This is a genomic window from Mycetohabitans endofungorum, assembly GCF_037477895.1.
In the GTDB taxonomy this organism is placed as follows: domain Bacteria; phylum Pseudomonadota; class Gammaproteobacteria; order Burkholderiales; family Burkholderiaceae; genus Mycetohabitans.
Genome location: NZ_CP132744.1, coordinates 1,260,677 through 1,287,394 on the forward strand (window position 1 = coordinate 1,260,677; position 26,718 = coordinate 1,287,394).

Annotated in this window: 3 protein-coding genes; all 3 read left to right on the forward strand. The window is 58.4% G+C overall.

Features of this window, described 5'->3' with window-relative positions:
- The first annotated feature begins 22 nt into the window (after nucleotides 1–22).
- Entirely contained in the window at nucleotides 23–12,469 is a 12,447-nt protein-coding gene (locus RA167_RS05430) for an SDR family NAD(P)-dependent oxidoreductase (RefSeq protein WP_076786966.1), read from the forward strand.
- A gap of 49 nt (nucleotides 12,470–12,518) precedes the next feature.
- Nucleotides 12,519–13,949: a cytochrome P450 gene (locus tag RA167_RS05435; protein ID WP_237574293.1), complete on the forward strand. Its 1,431-nt coding sequence runs from the start codon at nucleotides 12,519–12,521 to the stop codon at nucleotides 13,947–13,949.
- Between the two features lie 67 nt (nucleotides 13,950–14,016).
- Nucleotides 14,017–26,664: an SDR family NAD(P)-dependent oxidoreductase gene (locus RA167_RS05440; RefSeq protein ID WP_076786969.1), complete on the forward strand. Its 12,648-nt coding sequence runs from the start codon at nucleotides 14,017–14,019 to the stop codon at nucleotides 26,662–26,664.
- Nucleotides 26,665–26,718: the final 54 nt, after the last annotated feature.

A 26,718-nucleotide genomic window follows, 5' to 3' on the forward strand; every position in this document is an offset into this window, starting at 1 on the left:
GGACTTGCCGGGAAACGACATAATGAGCAGCCAAGAATTCCAATCCATCATTGCCGGACTTCAAAATCGCCAGATCACCGTGGCCGAGGCCAAACAGCGGCTGCAACGACTGCAAGCCGCGCCCACTACACTAGGGACAGAGCGGACCGGAGCAGCGGATAAACCGGTGCCCGGCATTGAGCGGGCGCAGGCGCCTATCGAAATCGCAGTCATCGGCATGGCGGGACAGTTTCCCGCGGCTGACAACGTTGAGCGCTTCTGGCGTAACCTCAGCACTGGCGTTGATGGCATCGTTGAATTGGGCGAGCGCTATCTGGACGCCCGGCGCAGCTACTCACCGCAGCGCCAGCCCGGCAAGACCTATTGCAAATGGGGGGGCGTGCTCGAGCAGCGGGATGACTTTGATCCGCTGTTCTTCAATATTTCGCCCCGTGACGCGGAATCGATGAATCCGCATCAAAGGCTGATCCTGCAGGAAAGCTGGAAGGCGTTGGAAGATGCAGGCTACAACCCCAAAAGTTTCCGGAACCAGCCGGTGGGAATCTTTGTCGGCGCCGAGCCGACGGGTTACTTCCACGAAACGTTTATCGGCGCCTCCGATGCGATTATCGCGTCACGACTGTCCTATTTTCTCGACTTCAAAGGACCGGCGCTGGTCGTCAATACGGGTTGCTCATCATCGGCTGTGGCCATCCACCTGGCCTGTGAAAGCCTGCGCAACCGTGAGACGGATCTGGCATTGGCCGGCGGGGTTTTTGCTACGCTCGGCGAGCCAAGCCTGGTTAGCTTGTCGCAGATGGATATGCTGTCGCCCACTGGGCGCTGCCACACCTTCGATAGTCGTAGTGATGGCATCGTATTGTCGGAAGCGGTCGGCATGGTGACCCTCAAACGCTTACCGGAAGCGATAGCTGACGGTGACCCGATCTATGGGGTGATCTGTGCTTCGGGCATGAACCAGGACGGTGCCAGTAACGGCATTACTGCACCAAGCGGCCAGGCTCAGGAGCGGCTGATCAGCGAACTGTATCGACGTTTTGGCATTGATCCGCGGCAGATTAGTTATGTCGAGGCCCATGGCACCGGCACGCCGCTTGGCGATCCGGTGGAGGTCAATGCACTGGCCCGGGCCTTTCGGCGGTTCACCGCGGATACCGGCTACTGTGCGTTGGGCAGCGCCAAGGCCCATATCGGCCACACTTCAGCGGCCGCTGGTGTGGTCAGCTTAATCAAAATCCTACTGTCAATGAAATACCGGCAGTTGCCAGGCTTATTGAACTTTGAGCAACTGAACCCCCGGATAGCATTGGCGGACTCGGCGTTTAATATCCATCGCGAGCTGAAAGACTGGCCGGTCGGTGACACGGGGCTGCGAATGGCGGCGCTCAATTCCTTTGGTCACAGCGGGACCAATGTGCATATCGTGGTTCGCGAGGCAGTCGAAGTGGCCGCTGCGACCTGCGCCGAGGTGTCACGGCCGCGGCTCTTGCCGCTATCGGCACGCACTGCCGATAGCCTCAAGCACTATGCTCGCCGAGTGCGCGAAGCGTTGGCCGATCCGGCGATTCGGCTTGCGGATCTCGCCTATACGCTGCAAACGGGCCGGCTGGCGCAGGATCATCGGTTAATGTTTCTGTGCATCGACAAAGCCCAACTGACACAGCAGCTCGATGATTGGCTGGACGGCCGTGCATCTGAGCACGCCTGGCACGGGCAGATCGGCACAGGCGAGCATTCGGCTGTCGAACTGCCGTCTACCGACGATCATGCTGACTTACAACGTCTGGCCAAAGCCTGGGTGGCGGGCGGTCATGTCGATTGGAACGCGTTTAACCGTCGCTATGATGCCGACGCCCGACGTATTCACGCTCCGGTTTATCCTTTTGCTCGGCAGGATTTCTGGATACCGCCTGCACGTCGGGGTACGGCGGGAGGCGATGTCGGCGCGGCACCTAGTCTTAGCGTGGGCCGTCTGCATCCGTTCCTGACGCGAAATACTTCAGATCTGCTAAACCAGCGCTTTACCACCGTGTTTGAGGGCGAAGAATTTTTCCTCAAGCAGCATGTGGTGGGTGGAAGGCAGATCTTCCCCGGCGTCGGTCATTTAGAAATGGCCAGAGCCGCGGTGGCGATGGCTGCCAACGGCTTGGCGGGGACAGCACGGCAGCCGGTATTGAGCGATATCGTCTGGTTGCGGCCGTTAATCATCGACGGCCAAGCGCGGCAAATTGACATTGAGTTAACGCTGGAAGAGGACAATCAGATCCGCTTCGAGATCACTAGCCGTGATTATGATCCGCTGTCAGGCCTTGGGTTGGGTGAACCCGTGTTGCACAGCCAAGGCTTGACAAGTTTTCCTGAGCCTTCTGCGCAGCGCCAAGTTGATCTGACGGCTTTGAAGGCTAGGATGGAAGGTGGCCGGTTGAGCGCTGAACAATGCTACCAAGCCTATCGGGAGATGACATTTGAGCATGGCCCGGCTTACCAAGGCTTGCAGTCGATTGCGCTGGGGCGCTCAGAGGTATTGGCGGAACTTGCGTTGCCGTCCTGTCAACAGGACAGTCTGAATGACTATCTGCTGCATCCGTCACTGATGGATTCGGCGCTCCAAGCGGCGATCGCGCTGAGTCTCGGCGCCGACGTCGTGCTTCCCGAAGGCGATAGAGGCAATTTGCCGCCGGCGACGCGGCCGGCGCTGCCCTTTGCGCTTGAACGCTTGCAGATATGGGACCGCTGCAGCGAGCGGATGTGGGCCAGGGTGGCCTATGCCGAGCGGCGCGATGATCAGCAGCCCGACACCAGCTTGCAACGACTCAATATCGAGCTCTTTGATCAGCAGGGCAAGCTTTGCGTGCTGATGCAAGGGTTTACCTCCCGGGTGCTCGGCGACCACAGTGATCAGGCCGCGACCGATGAACCGCTGACAGAAACGCTGCTGTTCCAGCCGCAGTGGATCGACGAGGCGGCCAGTCACCGTAAAACGGTCGACTTTAACGAGCAATTTGTGTTGCTCAGCGGCTTTGATGAGCAATGTATTGCCGACGTGCAACGCCAGTTAGTCACGCAGGGTACTGATTGCCGCTGCGAGTTACTGGCCGTGCCGCAGCAGGATCCAGCCGATGATTACCAACAGGCAGCGCTGGCGCTGTTGCAGCAGATTCGGACGTTACTCGGTCGGGGCACCAGTGGACGTTCACTGATCCAGCTGGCGCTCTACAACCCCAAAGGCGATCGGATGATCGGCGGCCTAGCGGCCATGCTGCGCAGCCTGCAACTCGAAGCGCCGAACTTGGCTGGTCAATTGATTGAGTTGGACGAGCCGCAATCGTTGGCGCAGCGGCTCAAGGAAAATGCTGCCACCGGCGACGTCGAAATCCGTTACCAGGCAGGGCAGCGCCAAGTGCAACGCTGGCACCCTTGTCCGACGATGGATTTAGCGGTCGGCACGCCATGGAAAGATCACGGCGTCTATTTGATTACCGGCGGTCTTGGTGGCCTCGGACAGATTTTTGCCCGCGCGATGGCGGCTAACGTCAGCGATGCCACATTGATTTTGACAGGCCGCTCTGCGGTAGACCCGCAGCGCGTGGCTGAGATCGACGCGGGCCGAAACACGATTGCATACCGGCAGCTGGATGTCAGCGACCGCGACGCGGTGCAGCGATTGGTTGCATGGATTGGTGACAAATATGGCCGCCTTAATGGCGTGTTGCATAGCGCCGGCGTGATCCGAGACAGCCTGCTGATCAATAAGCGGGATGATGAACTGAAACAAGTGATGGCAGCCAAGGTGGCCGGCGCTCGCAACCTGGATTTAGCCACTGCCGAGCTGCCATTGGATTTCATGATCTTCTTTTCGTCGGGTACCGGCGTGATCGGCAATACCGGCCAGGCCGACTATGCGGCAGCGAACGCCTTTGTCGACCGTTACGCTGCGTACCGCAGCCGGCTGGTCGAGCAGGGACGGCGAAGCGGCCGTAGCCTGTCGATCAATTGGCCGCTGTGGAAAGAAGGCGGCATGAAGGTAGACGAGACGATTGCGCAGCAAATGGCAGAAAGCACCGGCATGGTGGCGATGCCCACCAATGCCGGAATTCATGCGCTGTGCCAATGCTTTGCATGGGATAAGCCGCAGTTGCTCGTGATGAATGGTCGACGGGAGCAGATGAGCGCACTGGTGACCGGCCGCGACGATGCCGATATGGCGCTCGCGCACGACAACGAGCCGCAACACCAAGACGTAGCGCCGCCGTCGTCAACCGACGCTGGGGTGTCATGGGCAGAGCCACTGCGCCGCGCGCTGATCGACCTCGTGTCCCAGCAGATGAAAATTCCTGCCGCAGAGATTCGTATCGATGCCGAGTTCAGCCAATACGGCTTCGACTCCATCAGCCTCACCGCGCTGGCGAGCACTTTGAAGCAGCAATGGCGACTGAACCTGGTGCCGACAATCTTTTTTGAACATGCCACGATTGACCGTTTTGCTGCTTACCTGGAACGCGAGCACGGTAGCGTGCTCGCGGCCAAGCTATCGCCGCAATCCACAGCGCCACAACAGCAGTTCAAGCCATCGCCTTCAACGCCGCAGCAGCATAGTGCCCCGGCGCCAAGATCGGTGCTCAAGCGGCGCCCACTGACAGTCGCGCAATCTTCCGTTCATACGGCTGCCTCTTCTGTTCCGAGCAAACCTGCAGAGGAGGATGAGATTGCTGTGATCGGCGTCAGCGGCCGCTTCCCAATGGCCGACGATGTTGAGCAGTTCTTGCGCAATCTGACGGACGGCCGGGACTGTATCAGCGAGATTCCCGCCGATCGCTGGGACTGGCGTGAATATTATGGTGATCCGCATCAGCAGGCCAACAAGACCAACGTCAAATGGGGTGGCTTTATCCACGGCGTGGACCACTTTGATCCGTTGTTCTTCGGTATTTCGCCGCGGGAAGCTCAGCTGATGGATCCCCAGCAACGCCTGCTGATGACGTATGTCTGGCTGGCAATTGAAGACGCGGGCTATGCCACTGCTGATCTGGCGGGCAGCAGTACCGGGATTTTTGTGGGCACTGGAATGACGGGCTACAGCAGCCTGATCGCTAAAACCGGCGTGCCGATTGAGGGTTACAGTGCCACGGCGATGGTACCGTCGGTCGGCCCCAATCGAATGAGCTTTCTGCTTGACCTGCATGGTCCCAGCGAGCCAGTCGAAACGGCCTGCTCTTCGTCGTTGGTGGCGATCCACCGTGCGGTTCAGGCGATGCGCAACGGAGATTGCCAAATGGCGATCGTCGGCGGCGTGAATACCCTCATTGCGCCCGAAGCACAAATCAGCTTCAATAAAGCGGGCATGCTGGCGCTGGATGGGCGCAGTAAAACCTTCTCGGCTCAGGCTAACGGCTACGCCCGGGGCGAAGGGGTCGGGATGATTGTGCTGAAGAAGCGTTCGCAGGCTGAGGCCGACGGCGATCACATCTACGCGCTGATCCGCAGCACCGCGGAAAACCATGGCGGCAAGGCGAATTCGTTGACTGCGCCAAACCCGCGAGCCCAAGCGGAGCTGCTAAAAGCGGCTTATCGCCAAGCCGGTGTCGATCCACGCAGCATCGGCTATATTGAAGCGCATGGCACCGGTACCGAACTGGGTGATCCGATCGAAATCAACGGCCTGAAAATGGCGTTTCGCGAGCTGAGTGAAGAGTTGGGCATTGGCCCACTGCAGCCAGGCTATTGCGGCGTGGGTTCCGTGAAATCGAACGTCGGGCACCTTGAATTGGCGGCCGGTATTGCCGGGGTGATCAAGGTATTGCTGCAATTGAAGCACAAGGTGCTGTTTAAGAGCCTGCATTGCGAAGCGCTCAATCCCTATATCGAACTGGACAACAGTCCGTTTTATATCGTGCAGCAAAGCCGGCCCTGGCTGGCTGCCAAGGACAGTAACGGCCATGCGTTGCCGCGGCGGGCGGGGGTGAGCTCCTTCGGCTTTGGCGGTGCTAACGCGCATATCCTGCTGGAGGAATACCAACCGCCGCAGCGCCCTCGGCACGATGTGACGTCCGGTGCACGACCAATTCTGCTCTCGGCCAAAACGCCAGAGCAATTGCGTGAATATGCACGTCGCCTCGCCGAGTTTATTGCCGCGGAGCCTGCTGAGGCGAAGCTCAACCCAGAGCATTACCTCGATGATCTGGCTTACACGCTGCAGGTTGGCCGTGATCCGATGCCAGAGCGGCTGGCGCTGCTGAGTGACTCTTTAACTGATCTACAGCGCCAGCTTGCCGATTTCGCTGCCAGCGGCAAGGCGGTCTATCGCGGTCGTAGTGATGGTGATAACCAGGCGCTGGCGCTGTTTCGTCAGGATGAGGACATGGCTGCGGCGCTTGCGGCATGGATTGACAAGCGCAAGTATCACAAATTACTGGAATTGTGGACGCAGGGGCTGGCGATCGACTGGCGACAGTTCTATCGCGATGAACGCTCGATGCAACGTCTCAGCCTGCCAGGCTATCCGTTTGCCCAAGAGCGTTACTGGGTGACGGATTTGGCGACCGTACCCGTCACTGATCCCGTGCCAGGCGACGGCTGGTTGCACCCGATGCTCGAACGTAATACATCGGATTTTTACCGCCAGCGATTCAGTAGCCGCTGGCGAGGCCAAGAGTGTTGGTTTGCCGACCATCAAGTCAATGGCCATCCAACGATGCCAGGCGTTGGCTATCTGGAAATGGCTCGGGCGGCGATCGCCCAATCATGGGATCCGCAGCCATTGGCCGACGGTTGGCTGCAATTCAAAAACATTGTCTGGTTGGCTCCGTATACGCTGGCGTCGCAGCACAACGAGTTGCATATTGAGCTGGCGCTAGAGCAGCAAAAAATCAATTTCAGGATCTACTCACAGGCCCAGGGCGATGCAGTCGAGCATTGCAAAGGCAGCGCACAAGTCATCCCTGCCGGGGCCGTGGAGCCACTGGATCTTGAAGCCCTCGCAGCGGGCCCGTGGCAGCGTAGCGTTGATGCTGCGCAGCTGTACTCGCTGTTTGACCCAATTAATATTGTCTATGGCCCCAGCCACCGCGGTGTCAAGCAGCTGTGGCTCGGCGACGGCAGACTGCTGGCTAGGCTTGAGCTGGATCCGCAATGGCTGGGCAGCGACTGGGTGATGTATCCCGGTATGCTGGACTCAGCGGTGCAGGCATCGATCGGACTATTGCTGCAACAAACGGAGGGCCCAAACGAGACTCTGCTGCCTTTCGCGTTGGAACAATTGAATGTCTATGATCGTTGCCGACCCGTCATGTGGGCGTTGATCAGCGTTGACCGTCGTGGTCAAAGCAGCGCAGTGCAGCGGATCGATATCGAGCTGTGTGATGAGCGAGGGCACATCGCCGCCAGTTTCCGCGGTTTCAGTTCCCGGCCATTGAACGGCACGCGCGCCCGCGTGACGCCGCTCACCGCTGACAGTCGATTGCCCGCAGGGCTGAGCCTGCTGGCGCCACAATGGCGTGTTGCCGACAAGGCATCCACAACCCGGCAAGTGTTGCCCACTTTGGCGATTGGCGCGGTTGGGGAACGGCGCAACTGGCTGGCCGGGCAACATCCGCAGATCGAATTCTTACCGTCGCTGGCGACAACGATTGATGGGATTGCCGCTCAGTTGGCTGCTTGCACGCCGTTTCAACGGTTGATTTGGCTGGCGCCGCAACCGTCGACCGATTTTGCGAATCAGCGGTTGATCGACAGCCACGAACCAAGCGTGCTGGCGTTGTTCAGGTTGATCAAGGCCCTGCTGCAACTAGGTTATCAGCAGCGAGCGTTGGAACTGCAATTGATCTTGACAGCCAGCGTCGCGGTGCGTACCGGTGAGCCGTTGGCGCCGGAGCAGGCGGCCTGCCATGGCTTGGCGGGGTCACTAGCAAAGGAATATGAACATTGGCGGGTTGAACTGATCGATCTGCCGGCTGACGCTCAGGGGTTGCCGGTCGCAACGCCTGCGCAGAGGCTGCCCGGCGAATGCTTGGCCTGGCGTGATGGTGAATGGTTTTGCCAACGGCTATTGCCGCTGGCGCAGCGGGCTCAAACAGATGACGGCGTGAGCTACCGCGAAGGCGGCGTCTACGTCGTGATAGGGGGGGCCGGCGGCATTGGTGAAGTGTGGACGCGTCACGTGATCCGTCATTACCGTGCCAGAGTGATTTGGCTGGGTCGCCGCACTGCTGGTGATGAAATCAATCGCAAGCTGGCGGCGCTGACGCAAATGAGTCAAGCATGCAACGCTCCGGCGCCGTTGTATATCCAGGCTGACGCGGCTGATGTTGAGCAGTTGGCGCAGGCCAGGCGGCAGGTGGTCGAATCGTTTGGCGCGATCCATGGCGTGGTGCACTCAGCGCTAGTGCTGGATGACGCTCGCTTGGAGCAGATGGACGAAGCGCAGTTTACTGCCTGTCTCGACGCCAAGATGGCGACCAGTGTACGGATGGCCCAGGTCTTTACGCCAGCCGACAATCCGACGTTGGATTTTGTGTTGTTTTTCTCGTCGATGATTGCCTTTAGCAGGGCTGCTGGTCAGAGCAATTACGCCGCCGGCTGCACGTTCGCTGACGCTTTTGCCGCTCAGCTCAATCAACACTGGCGTTGCCCAGTCAAAGTAATCAACTGGGGCTATTGGGGCAGCGTTGGCGTGGTAGCCAATGCCGGCTATCGAGCACGGATGGCTGAACAGGGGCTCGGCTCCATCGAGCCGGACGAAGGCATGGCGGCACTTGATCAGTTGCTAGCGGGTGCGCTGCCACAGTTGGGCTTAATCAAACTGCTTGAGCCGATGACCATTGCCGGTATCGACAGTGGCACACAGCTTCATTGTTATCCGTTGGAGAAGCCTCCAGCGTCTTATGTGTGGACAAACGTGGCGCAAAGGCTAGGCCCGCCGCCGCAACATCACCGCGCGGCGGCTGAGATGGACCGACTGTTGCTGGCCCTGACCTTCGCCTGCATTGGCGAGCTAGCCGGCGACGGCCCGCTGACTGAACAACAGATTGCCGCCCATCCGGCGGTGGCGGCGAACCTTGACGCCTATCCTTTTTATCGTCGGTGGCTGCGGGAAAGCCTGCGGTTGTTGACGCAAACAGGCGCTATTGACGATCAAGGACGGTTATTGACGGCCATCCCTGCCGCCGCATCACTGTGGTCGCAGTGGCGTCAGGCTAGCGATGAATGGCGCCGGGATGGTGATTTGCATGCTCAGTTGCAGCTAGTGGAAGCGTGTTCTCGGGCGTTGCCGGCTATCTTGCGCGGTGAGAAGCAAGCCACCGAGGTGATCTTCCCTGGCGGCTCCATGTCGTTGGTAGAGGGTATCTATAAAAACAACAAGATTTCCGATTATTTCAACGAGGCGCTTGGTGAGGTCGTGGTGGATATCGCCCGACGGTATGCTGAAGACAACCGGCCGCTGCGGATTTTGGAGATCGGCGCGGGCACCGGCGGCACAACCGCTGGACTGATCAGCAAACTGCGGCCGTGGCGGCATCAGATCGCTGAATATTGCTACACAGATTTGTCGCAGGCTTTCCTGCGCCACGCCGAACAGCATTTTGCGCCCGAGGCGCCTTACTTGCGCACCGCCATTTTTGACGTCAGCAAAGCCTGCTTTGAGCAGGGCATTAACACGAATCACTACGATTTGGTGATTGCCACCAATGTGTTGCACGCTACGCCAGACTTGCGTTGTACGCTGCAAAATGCCAAAGCTACGTTGTGCCATGGCGGTTTGTTGCTGCTGAACGAAATCAGTGAGCGTTCGATGTTTACTCACCTGACCTTCGGTCTACTCGAAGGCTGGTGGCTCTATGATGACGAGGCGCTAAGAATTGATGGCTGTCCCGGTCTGTCTCCCGAGAGCTGGCAACGGTTGCTGCAGTCGCAGGGCTTTAGCGACATTGCCTTCCCGGTCGCGGGCAGTCATTGCCTGGGCCAACAGATTATCGTTGCCGTGAGTGATGGCGTGGTGCGTCTGCCGGCGCAGCAACAGGTCATGCCTGCCGCCGACGTCACCGACGTGGCGATGGATGCGCCCGTCGAAGCCATCGCACCCGTGGTGACGCAGAGGATAGCTACGGGCGAGGTCGACGAAGCCGTCTTAGCCAAGCAGTGCCGCCAGCTGATTACTGACGTATTGTCGAAGCTGGTCAATATTGCGCCTGAGCGGCTGCAGCGGGATGTCGCCTTCGATCGCTACGGCGTCGATTCAATTTTGCAGATCAGCCTGATTCAGGCGTTGGAAAAGGCGACCGGTGAGCTATCGCGCACGATACTGTTTGAATACAACACGATCAATCAGCTAACGGACTACCTTCTGAGTGAGCATCGCGCTGCGCTGACCCAGCATTTTGCGGCTTCCCAGGAGGGCCGGCGCCCGGTTGCGACGCAGCCAGTGACCGCGGTGGCGGTCAGTCACGAGCGTGCGCCGCGTCATGCTCCCCGTCATGTCCAGCCAATCGACAACCAGGCCAATACAATCGACAACCAGGCCAATAGCGCTCGGCTTATGTCGACGACCAAGCAGCCAAGCGTCGTCGAGCAGCCCACGATGGTCGCCGAACAGTCCGCGACGGTCGCTGAACAGCCCGCGACGTGTCGAGATATTGCGATTATTGGTGTCAGTGGTCGTTATCCTATGGCCGCTGATTTGGCGTGTTTCTGGGATAATCTACGCAATGGACGTAACTGTGTGAGTGAGGCACCGAGTTCGCGTTGGGCCCAGTCTCTGACCGGAACGCAGTCGTGGGCGACTGGACGGTACTATGGCGGTTTTCTTGAACAAGTCGAGGATTTTGATCACAAGTTGTTCGGCGTTCCTCACGATGAGGTAAGCAACCTGTCGCCAGAGTTGCGACAGATGCTTGAAGTGACTTGGCGTACCTTTGAGGACGCGGGTTACAACAGCGATGCTATTGCGCGGATCCAGCAGCGCGACGCGGCAGGAGTCGGGGTCTTCATAGGCTCGATGTATCACCAATCGCCGTGGACCGAGAGCAGCCTGGAGCGGGCAGCGATCAAGTCAAATGTCACTGACTGGCAGATACCCAACCGGATTTCCCATTATTTTGATTTGAAGGGCCCAAGCCTAGCGGTGAATTCGGCGTGCTCCAGCTCGATGACCGCCATCCACTTGGCCTGCCAGAGCCTATTGCAGAATGACTGTGCAATGGCGATCGCCGGCGGCGTCAATCTGATCCTTGATCCGTCCAAGTACCAGACGCTCAAACTGGCTCATTACTTGGGGAGTAGCGATCTTAGCCGAGGCTTCGGTCAAGGTGATGGGATGATCCCAGGCGAGGGTGCCGGCGCCGTGCTGCTCAAACCTTTGGCCGCAGCCATGGCCGACGGCGACCGAATCTACGGGGTGATCAAAAGCTCCAGCGTCAATCATGGCGGTGGCAGGCTGATGTATTCGGCTCCGGATACTCAACAGCAATCCCGACTCATTGCGCAGACCATCCAGCGGGCCGGCCTGGAACCGGCGCAGATCAACTACGTCGAAGCGGCGGCCAATGGCTCCGAGTTGGGCGATCCAATCGAGGTGGCAGCGCTTAAAAAAGTGTTTGGTGATACGCAGCCCGCCAGTTGCGCGCTTGGCACAGTCAAGTCAAATATCGGCCACCTCGAGGCGGCGTCGGGCATCTCCCAGCTCACCAAGGTGTTACTGCAGTTACAGCACGGGCAATTGGCGCCGTCGATCAATGCCGACCCGCCTAACCCTCATATACGACTCGATGGCAGCGCTTTTTATCTGCAACAGCAGGTGTCGCCGTGGCCGGCACCGGTGAGCGCAGACGGAGTGCGTGAGCCGCGCCGTTGCTTGATCAATTCCTTTGGCGCTGGCGGCAGTTATGCCAGCCTGGTGGTCGAGGAGCACCTGGAGCATCGAGTGCCGCGCAAACATCGCCAGGGGCAGACGCAGTTGTTGGTTTTCGCGGCGGCGAGCCGCCACAGCTTGTTAGCCTACTTGAAAACGTTCAAAGCATTTACCATCGCTCATCCCAGTCTCGAACTGCAGGATTTGGCCTACAGCTTAGCGCAGCGTGAGCACCAATTGACGCACCGTGCGGCGGTAGTGGCCGACACCATCGAACAGGTGGTGGCGCGGCTGCAGTCATTGCTGACTGACGAGTTGTCAGTGCAGGGCTGCTGCTGGATTTCGCCGCTCGAAGGTATTGAAGAAGGAGAGACGGGGACCGCGTCAGGCACACTCGCGCAGATGGCGGCAGCCTATTGTCGCGGCGCGCAGTTGGACACATGCGCGCTTTACCCGGAAGGCGGCAATCGCGTCGCGTTGCCGGGATACGAGTTTGAACACGCTATGGCGCAATCGTCGCAGGCCGTCGCAACGCCGCAACCGTTGTTCAATAGCATGCTCTATCGCCGCATTAGCAGCGGCGAGCTGGACGCCGAGCAATTTGAACAACTGATTACAGCAGTCTAACGAATGCATAACGGGGAATAAAATGAACCATAAACCAGATACGCTTGCCTTGGCGCAGGCAGATGCGGGCACAGAAGCGCAACATAGCCAGGTGGTGGCAAACGAACTCAACATGGAGCGCCATGATCAGCCGGCCAACGTGGCGCGCCCGGTCGCCGAGAACTTGAAGATGAAAGACGGGTTTCCAGTCATGCCAGGCAAGATGCCATTGCTGGGCCATGTCCATAAGATCGGTCAGGATGCGCTCAGTGAGCTGCGCCAGGCCGAGGCGGTTTGCGGGCCGATGTTCTGGACTTATTTCGGCGCTAAGCTACCGGTGTTGCAGATTATGAGTGAGGACGGCCTGGCGATCCTTCAAAATAAGTACACCGACAACTCCTATTTGCGCGAGCAGATGCCGGTCATCACGGGTGAGGCGATGAACGCCTTTGACGGCCAACGTCATCGCAATGCGCGCCGCGCTAGCATGGATGCTTTTACCCCGAAAGGGCTGACCCGCGCGCGCGTTGGACAGTTCGTGGTGGAAACCATCGAGCAACGGCTTAAACGTTGGACCAGCGAGCGCAAACTGGCGATTTTCCCGCAGACCAAGGATATTGCGCTGGAGGTGGTGTTCCGGATTATGGGTATTGAAACCCACGAGCTTGAGCAGTGGCGTCACCAGTACGAGGAGTTTTTTCTCGGCATGATACCGCTGAAAATCAACTTGCCGGGCTTCCCTGCTTGGCGCTGCCGCAAGGCGCGCGGCTGGCTGGAACAGCGGGTGTCACAGATCGTTGCCACGGTACGCGCGAACAACGACCGCGATAGTCTGGTCGGGGCGATGATCTTCGGCCGCGACGATGATGGCAACGGCATGTCTGAGGTCGAGCTGGTGCACAACATCCTGGGCCTGGGTTTTGCCGGCTCAGAAACAACTGCCGCGGTGATGGCGTGGTCGGCGTTAATGCTGTCGCAGCATCCACACGTCTGGCAACAGTTGTGTCAACAGGTCGCCGGCCTAGACAGCGTGCCTTATACCCATGAGGAGCTGGTCAAGCAAGTGCCGCTGGCTGAAGCGATATTCCGAGAAACTTTGCGGCTCTATCCACCGGCGCCGTTTGAAATGCGCAAGGTGCATACCGAGTTTGAAATGATGGGTCATACGGTCCCTGTCGGCACGATGGTGGGCGTCAGCCTGCTGCATGTTTCTCGTAATCCCGAACGTTACCCGGATCCGGATAGCTGGAAGCCGGAGCGCTGGCTGGGCATGGATCGGGCACCGAACCAGGTGGAAACCTGCCAGTTTGGTGGCGGTCCTCACACCTGCCTCGGCCGCCATGTCGCCGCGTTGGAGATCACGCTGTTTATCGCGATGTTGGCTCGAGAGATGGGGCCAAAGGGGATCTCGCCCCGCCTGGTGGGCAAGTTGCCACCGCCAACCTACCTGCCGTTTTTGCGGCCTTCAAACAAGGCATTTCTCGACCTGACCGGTCGCTAACCGGACACGGGCGGCAAAGTCGCTTAGACGCCGCCTACCCTATCCGCATTTGAGAGCGAAGAGAACAGTGGACAGTCAAATTAGGGTTCTACACCGGAAAATACAGCGGGAAGAAATCAGTGTCGAAGAAGCAGCCAGAGAGTTTGAAAAGATTCGGGCCAGCTATCGCCGTGACCAGGCGGAGCGGGTGATTCAGGCGCCACCGGCGATCGAGAACCCAATTGCAGCCGCTGTTTACCACTACGATGAGCGCTATCTGAAGGATCACCAGTTCAATCAGCAGCGGATCCTGTTGGGGCTGACCTATGCCAGTCTGGCGCTGGAGTACGGCTTGGGCCAGCTGGCCGACGGTGAGGCGCTGCGGTTGAAAAAGCTGACGTTTGCTGCGCCAGTCGCGCTGGCCGAAGGCGAGCGGCTTGAAGTGGCGATCCGCGCAACCCAGCGTGACGGACGGGTCTTCGAGGCAGTATGCCGACATTCGCCGTCGGCGCCTTGGCAGCCTAGGGCTAGCGGTGAATTGTCGGCCGTGGCTGCCCAGCAGTGGCAGGTGGATCCAGCCGAGCTGATGGCTGGTATGACAGCGGTGGAGCCGCTGGCATCAATTTACCAAATTAGTGAGCAGATCCACATCGGCGATAGCTATCGGACCCTCAAGGCGCTTTACCAGCGGCAGGATGACGGCGAAGCGCTGTCCCAAATTACGCTGACCGTCGCTGAGAACGCGGATTCTCGCCACTACAGCTTGCATCCGTTGTTGATCAACAGCGCCTTTTTGACTGTTATCCCGCTGCTGGCCAGCGAACAACTGGACAGCAATTTTATTCCGTTTGGCGTTAAATCGCTGGTTCTCCATCGCAGCCAAGCACCGACAACGGGCTGGATTCACACCAAGTTAATTAAAAATTCCGGCGAGCTGGTGTTGTTCGACGCACAGTTGTACGACGACGAGGGTGTGCTGGTGGCCGAATTCAGCGGTTGCTCGCTGAAGCGGCTGCGAGGCAGCCACTTGGTCGACGATACAGCGTGGCGCGACAGTGACAGTGGCTGCAGCCGCGAAGCGATCGAAGACTACCTGTTGACCCAGCTGCAAGCCCTCGGGGCAAAGCAAATCGGTAAAAAGCAGCGTCACCGCAACTTGATGGAATTGGGACTGGAGTCGCTGCAGCTAGTCAACTTGGCGAGTCGCCTTGAAAGTGCTGCGGCGATCGAACTGGAGCCCACAATATTTTTTGAATATCCCAGTGTTGCTGAACTGGCGACGTTTTTATGGCAGGAGTACGAAGCAGCTTTTACGCCCTTGTTGACCGAGCGTGGCGAGACGACTGACGTTGCGCCGGTAAAGGCAAATCATGTTGCGCCGATTGTCGAAACTTGTACCGCGCACGAGTGTGTCGCCAATGATTCGCCTAGGGCTGTCGGTGGTAGTGACCGTCAGCAGGATATCGCCATCATCGGTATGCAGGGACAGTTTGGTGAAGCCCGCGACCTGGACCAATTTTGGCAAAATATCTGGCAGGACCGTGAACTGATCAAGGAAGTGCCGGCAGACCACTGGGACGTTGCGCCTTGGTTTGACGCGGATCCTGAAGCGCATGACAAGACCTATTCCAAGTGGGGCAGTTTTATCGACGACGTCGATAAGTTCGACGCCGACTTCTTTCACATGTCCCGCCGCGAAGCCCAATGGATGGACCCTCAGGTGCGGCTGTTACTGCAGAGTACGTACGCTGCCGCCGAGAACGCTGGCGTCATCACGCAGTTACGTGGCAGTCGTACCGGCGTATTCATCGGTTCCTGTTTCAACGAATACGTTGACAAGATCACCGAGTTGGGACTGCCGATGGACCCCTATATCGCCACGGGCAGTGGGGTAATCGCCGCTAACCGAATTTCATTCTGGTTCGACTTCAAAGGGCCGAGCCTGATGTTCAATACGGCGTGCTCGTCGTCGCTGGTGGCGTTGCATGCCGCCTGTGTTTCATTGCGCAACGGCGAATGCGAAATGGCTTTTGTGGGCGGTAGCAACTTACTGCTGTCATCCTGGCACTACCGGTATTTTTCGGCGATCCGCGCGCTGTCGCCGACGGGGCGCTGTCACACCTTTGATGCACAAGCGGATGGTTACGTGCCAGGCGAATGCGTGGCGATGCTGCTGCTCAAGCCGCTGTCGAAAGCGTTGGCTGATGGCGATCCGATTCATGGCATCATCAAAGGTTCGGCGGCATTGCACGGCGGCTACACGCCTTCACTGACTGCACCGAGCGTGGCCGGAGAGGAAAACGTGATAGTGCATGCGTGGCAAGATGCCGGCATTGATCCTCGTAGCCTCAGTTATATCGAGGCCCATGGCACCGGCACCAAGCTGGGCGATCCGATCGAGATCAATGCGCTCAAGCGAGCCTTTGCACGTTATACCAACGACCGGGGTTTTTGCCATATTGGCTCGGTGAAGGCCAATATTGGTCATACCGAGGGGGCGGCAGGCATCGCGGGCGTCATTAAGGTGCTGCAGCAGATGAAGCACCATAAGTTGCCGGCGTTGGGCCACTTCAAACAACAGAATCCCCACATCAAGCTCGATGACTCGCCACTGGTCATTGATAGAGAAGGATGCGACTGGCCGGAGCAAAGTGCACCGCGGCGCGCTGGCGTCAGCTCCTTTGGTTTCTCCGGCACAAACGCCCATGTTGTACTGCAGGAGTATTGCGAGCAGCGTGAGTTCGCCGCGCACCGGGGCGAAATGGTGCTGGTTCCGCTATCGGCGCGCAATGCGCCACGCTTGAAAGAGCAGGCTGCGCAGTTATTGGCACACGTTGCGCAGCACACGCCCGATCTTGCCGCGTTGGCTTATACGCTACAAACCGGCCGGGAGGCGATGGCAACACGGACCATTTTCATCGTCGATAGCTTGAAACAGTTACGGCGACAACTGCAAGCGTGGATTGCCGGCGAGCCGGGCGTTGACTTTGGCGTAGCCAGCATGACGGCCGAAGAGGCCGTGGCCGCTGGCGACCTGCGACAGTTGGCGGCGCGATGGCTCGCTGGCGCTGAAGAGGCAGAAGCATTTGACTGGACGTGTCTTTATGGCGACGGGCCGCGTCCCGCCCGAATCGCTCTGCCGGGCTATGCATTCGCCAAGGAACGGTACTGGCTGGATGCGCCGGCGGTAACTGCTAAACAAAGAGAAAGCGCGGCTACCGAAACAATCGTGGCAACCTACACGGAGCAGTGGCAGGAGGCCGATGAACCGGGACCGGGTGCGCCGATCAAACGATTGATTTGCTTGCTGGGTGAGCCTGGGCTACGGCAGCAGCTAGTCCGACAAATCAGTGCGCTCAGTGCGCAAACCGAGTTGATATTTATTGCGGCCGGTAATAAAAATGGACGCGATGAGGATGGCCATTATCGTGTAGCAGTCGACGATCCGCAGCAGTTACAAGAAGGTCTGCAACACGTGTTGTCGGCTCACGGCGCTAGCCGAGTGCTCTATTTATGGAGTATGGACGATCGTCGCTGGATGAACGACAACAGCGCGATTGTCGCACTGCTCAAGGCGATGGCGGCTACGGCGGCGCCAATTGACCGATTAGTGCTGGCTGGTCGGGCTGGCGACGCGCTCGAGCGCTGTTATCTTGAATCTTGGATCGGCATCGAGCGTTCGCTCGGTGCGGTGATGGTCCATTGTCCAGTCGAGGTGGCGATTGATTTGCCGGACAATACCGGCGACGACGGTCGCTGGTTGCGTCGCCTGTGGCTGCAGCTTAGCGGCGACGCGGCGGGCAGCAGGCTATACCAAAACGGGTGCACTTTCCAGCTGAGGCTGGCGCCGACCCGCGCAACCGCAGCCGTCGAGCCGCTGGCACTGGAGCAAATCCACACGCTGTTGATCACCGGAGGGCTGGGTGGATTGGGGTCGCTATTAGCTGGCGAGCTTTCGAGCCGAGCGAGGCGTCGCAGCGACGGTCAACTCAATCTAATCCTAAACGGACGTTCATCGCTGTCGGTGGCTCAGCAGGCGCGGCTGGATAGCCTGCGTCATGACAAGTGCAACATTTTCTATTTGCAGGCGGATTGTGCTGATCGTCAGGCGATGGCCGCTGCGCTGGCCGAGGTGCTGCCGCACAGCGGACCGATCGATGGGTTGATCCACGCTGCTGGCCTGAAGGCGCCGGGCAGCCTGTTTGATAGTGCCCAAGCGGATTTCGACGCGGTATTACATGCCAAGGTCAAGGCCACACTTGTGCTGGATGAAGTGCTAGCGGCGCAACCGCTGGCGTTGATCTGTTATTTCTCGTCCAGCTCGGCGGTGCTCGGCGATATGGGCGCGTGCAGTTACGCGATGGCTAATCGATTCCAGCAGGCCTATGCGCGTTATGCGCAAGCCGGACGCGCTCGGCGTGTCGTGGCAATTAATTGGCCGCTGTGGCGCAATGGCGGTATGGCAGTGGGCGATCAGGCATCGACCGAGTTTTATTTGAAGTCCAGTGGTCAGCGAATGCTGGAAAGCGCTGAAGGCCTGACGTTGTTGCAGCAGATTATCGCCAGCGATGCCGATCACATGCTGGTGTTGGCGGGTGAGCCGGCGAGGTTGCAGCAATTAGTAGACGGGATCAACTCCCCGGCACGCCAAACAACGGCTCGCCCAATTGTTCAAGCAACGGCGGCCAAACCCATGATCGAGCGGACGCGAAGCCGTCCCGAACTCAAAGGGTTGAGCGTGGAGCAGTCTCTGTTATGGGATTTGCGGGATTTGGCGAGCCGGCCTCTCAATGCCGAGCGACATAAGCTTGGCGAAGACACCAACTTGGCGGACTTCGGCTTTGATTCCATTAGCTTGGCGGAGTACGCCGGCCTGTTGAGTCGCCACCTGAGCCTCAAGTTGACACCAGAGCTGTTTTTTAGCCATTCTACCCTTGCGAAAATCGCCGCCTATTTACTAACACACCACCGGCAGGCGGTCGAAGCTTGTTATCGCGGTGAGGTGATCAGCGCAACGGAGCCGTTGCCGATACCGGCTCCTGTCGTCGCGTCAACGTCGAACGCCGACACGATCGCCATTATCGGGATCAGTGGCCGCTTCCCTGGCGCTCGCAATGCCGATGAACTGTGGCGCGTGCTGGCCGAAGGACGTGACATGGTGGGCGAGATCCCGACTGATCGCTACGACTGGCGCGATTATTACGGCGATCATCGCGAGGATCCCGGCAAGACGCGCTGTATTTGGATGGGCAGCGTGCCAGGAGTCAGTGAATTTGACCCCCTGTTTTTCGAGATTTCGCCCCGCGAGGCGAAAACATTGGATCCCAGGCAGCGGCTGTTGTTGCAGGAGTCCTGGAACGCGCTGGAAGACGCTGGCGTCGGCCCGCGTCACCTTGAAGCGCAACGGGTTGGCATGTTCGTTGGCGTTGAGGAGGGCGACTTCCAGCGATTAGCGAGCGAAGAAAGCCTAACCTCGGGCCATAATGGTATCTTGGCGTCGCGGCTCGCCTATTTTCTCAACTTGACCGGGCCGACGATGGCGATTAACACCGCCTGCTCGTCAGCGTTGGTGGCGCTGCACCAAGCAGCGTTGAGCCTGCGTAACAACGAATGCGAGATCGCGGTTGTCGCCGGAGTCAACCTCATTTTCTCGCCGGACGCTTTTATTGGCATGACTCAGGCAGGGATGCTGTCACCGGACGGTAAATGTTTTGCCTTTGACCGCCGGGCCAATGGCATGGTGCCGGGCGAGGCGGTGTGCTGCGTCGTGCTCAAGCCTTTGAGCCGAGCCGAAGCCGACGGCGACCCGATCTACGGCGTACTGCGAGGCAGTGGCATCAACTACGACGGCAAGACTAACGGTATTACTGCGCCAAGCGGCGCTTCTCAGCAGCGCTTATTGGAAGAAGTTTACCGGCGCGCGGGGATGAATACCGAAGCGGTGGAATATATTGTGACCCACGGTACCGGCACGCAACTGGGGGATCCGGTAGAGATTAACGCGCTCAACGATGCGTTCCGAGGCAACAAGCCAGGCCACTGCGCACTGACCTCCACCAAAACCAATCTCGGCCATACTTTTGCCGCGTCGGGCTTGGTTAGCGTGATTAGTCTGTTGCAGGCGTTCCGCCACGAAACCATTCCGGCCAGCCTACACTGCGAGCAGGAAAACGACTATATCCACTGGCAGCAAAGTCCGTTTTACGTGAACAAAACGAACAAGGCCTGGCCGGCGGCAGGCCGCGACAGCGAGCGGTTGGGCGCGGTCAGCGCATTCGGCATGAGCGGCACGAATGCCCACGTGGTATTGGAAAGCTACAGCCGCGAGCGTGACGCCTCACCGCTGCGCCGGCCCTGTTACTTGCTTGTACTATCAGCCAAAACCACTGAGGCACTGAAAGAAAAAATCGAACAACTGAGCGCGGCCTTGCAGCATGGTGGATACCGCGATCATCAGTTGCCGTCGATTAGCTATACCTTGCTGGAAGGGCGGCACCATTTTCGCCATCGCCTGGCGCTAGTGGCGGCGGATTTGGAAGAAGTGCTTTACACCCTTGAGCAATATCGGGCGGGTGAAAAGCGTCCCAACCTATTTGTCGGCGAGGTGGAGCGCGAATTTACTGCGCAGAAGACGATTGCGCGCTATATTAATCAGCTGCTGGACGACAGTCGCAATGCCAGCGAAGACGAGACCAGGGAGTTATTGTTTGGCCTCGCGGACTTCTATCGCCAGGGTTACGACATCGATGGCCGGCGACTGTTTGGCGAGGCACAAAACGGTGCTTATAGCATGCCGCCGCGTTTGCCACTGCCGGGCTATCCGTTCGCACGCGAGCACTATTGGCCCGAAGTCCGTCAGCGCCAACAACAGCCCACGCTCGTGGCGAACCAGCCTATGGATCGGCTGCACCCGCTGGTGCATCACAACATTTCGACGTTGGCGACGCAGCGGTTTGTCAGCCGCTTTAGCGGTCGCGAGACGTTCCTGGCCGATCACCGTATCGGCGACCAGCTGATCTTCCCTGGTGCCGCGTACCTCGAGCTGGCGCGTGAGGCGATCGTCAGGGCTAGCGAACTGCCGCCGCAGCAAGTCACGCTACAGAACGTGGTATGGCTGCGGCCGCTGGCTTTTGCGGTCGGTGGCAGCGACCGTGAGGTCGAACTGTACTGCGAGCTGGCCGTAAACGGCAACGACAGCGTGTCATTCAAAATTTACAGCGTGGACGGCGGGACGCAGCAACTGCACGCCCAGGGTGACGCACAGTTAGCGGCCGTCGCCGCACCGTTGCCGCAACCGGTCGACCTGGCGCAATGGGCTGCTCAATGCAATGCCAGTGAGCGAAGCCATGACTTGCTGTACCATGATTTCGACACGATGGGAGTCCATTACGGCGTGACATTCCGCGCTGCCGGCCAAATCCGCATCGGCCGTGACCGGGTGATCGGCCAGTTGACCCATGACGCGCTGGATCCCCAATTAGACGGTGTTCTGTTGCCGCCGGGCGTACTCGACAGTGCACTTCATATCGCAGCCTCATTGGAGCGCCGCCAGCAAGGCGCTGCTGAGCCGATGCTGCCCTTTGCGCTGGAGAGCCTGCGACTGTACGGTTCAGTGGAACAGGCGCTGAGAGCCGGGCCACTGACGGTTACCGCTGCTTACAGTGAAGCTCAAGGTGGCGGCGCGGTCGAGAAAATTGATCTGCAAATCTGCAATAACGCAGGCCAATGTCTGGTTCAGCTAGATGGTTTTAGCTCACGCAAGACGGGTGTTGAACCACAACCGGCCCAGGCGCAAGCCATCGTAGACAGCGACGAGGCTCTTGGTCGCTTGATTCGGACGCCGTTTTGGAAGCCCGTCGAAAGCCTCGGTGAATGGCTGCCGGCTGATGCCAAGTCGCAATTGCTGCTGCTTGGACTGCCGGAGGCGACGGTTAGCGAGATACGCCGGCAGTTTGGCAATCAGGTGAGCGTACTGCCGGGTATGCCAGGCGAAAATGACGCCGCGGCCTACCAAGCGGCAGCGCTGGCGCTGCTCGAGTGGTTACAGCGGTTGCTCGACGGTCATGCCGGCGGCTATTTGCAGCTCTTTGTGGGGCAGGGCCAAGACGATCTGCGCTTGACCGCACTGGATGCGATGTTGAAAACGGCGATGATCGAAAACAGCGCGTTGAAAGCTCGCTTGGTCGCGCTCGATCTTGAAATGGGCAACGACGCGATGGTCAAAGTGATCGTCGAGCAGAGCCGTTATCACAGCAACGAACTGGTGCGAGTCTTCGCTAACGGCAGCCTGTATAGCAGGCAGTGGCGTGAGCTAGCACCAGCGCAGCACAATGAGCAGACGCCGTTGCGCGACGGCGGTATTTATGCGATCACCGGTGGCGCGGGTGGGCTGGGCTTAATTTTCGCTGAACATATCGTTAGCAGCTGTCGCAACCCGGTGCTTTACTTGGCAGGACGCTCAACTGTTAGCCAGCCGTTGCAACAAAAAGCCGATCGGTTGCGAGCACTGGGCGCCCAAGTTCACTACCAGGCACTAGACGTCGGCAACGCAGCGGCGGTTAAGCAGTGGATTGACGACATCTATGCCAAAGAAAGTTCGTTACATGGGGTGATACACAGCGCGGGAGTCATCCGCGATAGCATGATCATCAATAAGTCTGCTAGCGAGTTTGAGCAGGTGCTCACGGCAAAGGTGGCCGGTATTGAGGCGCTTGATCAGGCGATCAATCAACGTGCGCTGGACTTCTTTGTAGTCTGTTCGTCTCAGGCGGCGATGGGCAATCTTGGGCAGGTGGACTATGCCGCCGCCAACGCCTATATGGACGCCTTTATGCAGTACCGCCAAAATTTGGCTGGCGACGGCAAGCGCAAGGGGCGTTCACTGAGCATTAACTGGCCGTTGTGGCGCGACGGCGGCATGAAGCTGGCTCCGGTGATCGAGCAGCAGATGCGGCAACGGTTTGGCATTGTGCCGATGCCGGTGGAGGAGGGCGTCAACAGCCTGTGGCAACTGTTGAATAACCCGGTCAGTGCTCAAGGCTGGGTAATTTATGGCGAGTTATCGCGGCTAGCGGGCATTGGTCAGCCGGCGGACGCCAAACCGCAGGCCCTGGCCAAGCCGGCACCGGGACGGGCTGCTGGAACGACGAGTCTCAGCGATCACGAACTGAGAAAAAGAATCGAAGCCTTTGTCACCCGGATTATCGCCGACGTAGTTCAGATCGATACGGCGAAAATCCATCCGTCGGAAAAATTCGAGGTCTATGGCTTCGATTCCATCATGGCAGTGGGCGTAACCAATGAGCTGGAAAAACATCTCGGCTCGTTACCCAAAACTCTGTTGTTCGAGCATGTCAATATTGCCGGCATGGTTGACCATTTCGCGGTGAAGTACCGTGACCATTTTGTCGCGATGTTCAGCGGTAGCGAAGATCAGCTGGAGACGCCGCATGGCGCTCAACTGCCAACCATTGAACAAAGTGCCGCCGAGCCTGCGTCAGCGCAGTCGTTACCAATGAATCGTTTCGCTGCTGCCCATTCCAACGCCAACAGTCCAACAACGCCAAGCGTCACGCCCGTTGCGACCGTCACGCCCGTTGCGCCGGCTGCCTCTGGTGAACGCGTCGAGGACAACGAGTTAGAAAACTATATCGCAGTGATCGGCCTTGGCGGTTATTACCCCGGGGCGGACAGCATCGATGAGCTTTGGCAAAACTTAGCCAATGGCGTTGACTGCATGAGCGACTTCCCTGTAGACCGGTGGGACCACAGCAAAATCTATTACAAGAACCGCAAGGTGCTAGGCAAGACCACCTGCATAAATGGCTCCTTCATCAAGGACGTTGACAAGTTCGACTACAGCTATTTCAAAATGCCCAAGGTCTATGCCGACCATATGTCGCCGGAGGTCAGACTGTTCCTGCAGGTGGCGGTGCATACCTTTGAAGACGCCGGTTACTCGAAAGAAACGCTGTTGAGCCGTTATAACGGCGATGTCGGCGTGCTGTTGGGTACCATGACCAATGATTACCACTACTACGGCTTCGAGAGCAACGTGTTCCGCGGCTCGATGGCTTCCGGGTCGGGCATGGCGACCATTCCGATGACGGTGTCTTATTTCTACGGCCTTACGGGTCCGAGCCTGTTTATCGATACCATGTGCTCGTCGTCCTCGACCTGTATCCACACCGCTTGCCAGATGCTTAAGCATGACGAGACCAAGATGGTGCTGGCGGGTGGCCTCAATTTGATGTATCACCCATACACCACGGTGAATACCTCCCAAGGCAATTTCACATCGATCACCTCGGAGTCGGTCAACAGCTACGGGGTGGGTGCTGATGGTACGGTGATTGGCGAAGGAGTCGGTGCGGTACTCCTGAAGCGTTTGGATCGGGCCATTGCCGATCGGGATCAAATCTATGGCGTAATCAAAGGCTCAGCGATGACTAACGCCGGTGAGCGTAACGGCTTCAACGTGCCTAACCCGGATTTGCAAACCCTGGCAATTCGCCAAGCGATGGAACAGGCCAAAGTGCACCCGTGCTCGATCTCCTATATCGAGGGCCATGGCTCTGGCACTAAGCTAGGGGACCCGATCGAGGTGTTAGGGCTGAATAATGCGTTTCGCTGGGCGACTGACGACAAGCAGTTTTGCTATCTGGGTTCGGTCAAATCAAATATCGGTCACCTGCTGGCGGCGTCGGGCATTGCCGGTTTGACTAAAACCTTGCTGCAACTCAAACATAAGCAGATCGCGCCGTCGATCCATTCGAGCCAGCTCAACCAGGATATCGATTTTGCCGATACGCCGTTTATCGTGCCACAGCAGTTAATCGAATGGCGCCAGCCGGAGCGCATCATCAATGGCCGCAAGCAGGTATTCCCGCGTCGGGCGGGGCTCACCTCGATTGCCGCTGGCGGCATGAATGCTCATATGATCGTCGAGGAATATCCAGAGCCAGCGGATAGCGCTGGACAAATCTCAGAAGATCAGCTGGTGTTTGTCTTCTCGGTGCACAAGCTGGCGTTGTTGGCGGAGAACCTGACAAGCTTTAGAGATTGGCTGGCGAGCAGTGAGGCACCGCTGGCGCAAATCGCCTATACGCTACAGGTGGGCAAAAACAACCTACGCAACCGGTTGGCGATTCGCTGTCGCACCCGCCAGGCGCTGTCCCGTGCGCTTAACGCCTGTATTGACGGGCATTATCAATCCAGTGCGGACAGCAAGATTTTCTATCGCTTCCAGGAAAGCGACGCGGTGCAGCTGCTGGAGCACGACTTAGACGATCCGTTGACACCGCTGTTGACCCAGTGGCTGAACGGCGATAGCCAAGTCGATTGGGCCAGTCTCTATGCCCAACTGCCGGTGCGGATCAGCTTGCCGGCCTACCGTTTCGAGAAAACGCGCTGCTGGTACACCGACGAAGGTTACGAGTCGTCGATCGTCAATCCTCTGATGTTTAAAAACAAGCTGCATCCACTGGTAGCAGAAAACTGCTCGACTCTGCAGCCAGGCGCGATATTCCGCACCGATTTCGTCGAAGACGAACTGCTGGATTACGTCTACAGTGGACGGGGCGGCCGGCGCTTTAGCGCTTTCAACTTTGCCGATGTCGCGCTGGCGATGCCGGCATTGGCATCTCGGTTTGACGGCCGCACGCTGTCGGTGTCTTGTGCTTTTGAACACTATATCGCCGACTGGGCAACGGTAACCGGGCTGGAGTACCGGCTATTCGAGATTGACAGCGAGCAACTGGAGCTGGAGTTCGATTTCCGTCGCAGTGGTGAACAGTCCGCCAACCTAGGCTTTGCCGTGATCAATCCACTGACCGGCGACGAGCCGCCCCTACCGCAACAGTGGTTGGACGATGCCCGCGAGCTGCTCAATCGCCAGGCGCTGCAGGCGGGCCGCCAGTTCAGTGCCGCCGAAGTCAGTCGGCGACTGGCACAAGCTGGTTATGATTTCGCCCCTTATCTGGACCATGACGGCGAATTAGCGATTGGCCGCAGCGGCTTGTTGCTGAAGGGCCGGCCGCCGGTTAACCGTCACAACCATTATGCTGACAATGTTCAGCTATCGCCTTACTTGGCGACGACCATTGACAAAGCATTTTACTTGTTGCTGGATGAGCTAGGGTTGCCGCAAGGCCGGGTCATTGTGCGTAATATCGAACGGCTTTGCTGCTACAACACGCCGGCAGCCGGCTTTTCCGTGGTGCTATCGGGAATCGGGCTGCACGATAACGAACTATCGCTTAGCTTACTTGTACTGGATGAGCGGGAGCAAATTTGCGTCAAGGTAGACAAAGTCAGCCTGTATCTTGGCAAACAAGAATTATCAAGTGTTAATAAAAACCACGACTTACTGACTGGGACAGTCGAAACGGCCAATATGCCGGCCGCTGTTCTCGCCCGGCCACTGCTTGAGCCGGCGGGACAGCTTACCGCAGCTAGGGTGGGAAAGCAGGATGCGAAGCCACAGGCCGATGAGGGCGAAGCGGGCTTGGGTGAAGCAATTCTGGCTTTTATCCAACAGGAGTTACAGGACAAGCTGGGCTTTGCGGCGCAAGACATCGGCGAGTCAACTCAAGTGCATGACCTAGGGCTGGATTCGATTATGGTTGTGCAGCTGACCGATAGCGTGAACAAGCGCTTCGGTACAAAACTGATGCCTGATTTATTTTATGAAAAGCAGCAGCTCGGCGAGTTGGTGGCAAGGCTGGAAGCTGCCTAAGTCGATTGACTGCATCTGACGCATCGGCCCGGTAAGCAATGTTGCCGGGCACAC

Bases quoted from the DNA above. Each gene is read 5' to 3' on its own strand.
- RA167_RS05430 (WP_076786966.1), top strand. From the start codon at position 23: ATGAGCAGCCAAGAATTCCAATCCATCATTGCCGGACTTCAAAATCGC.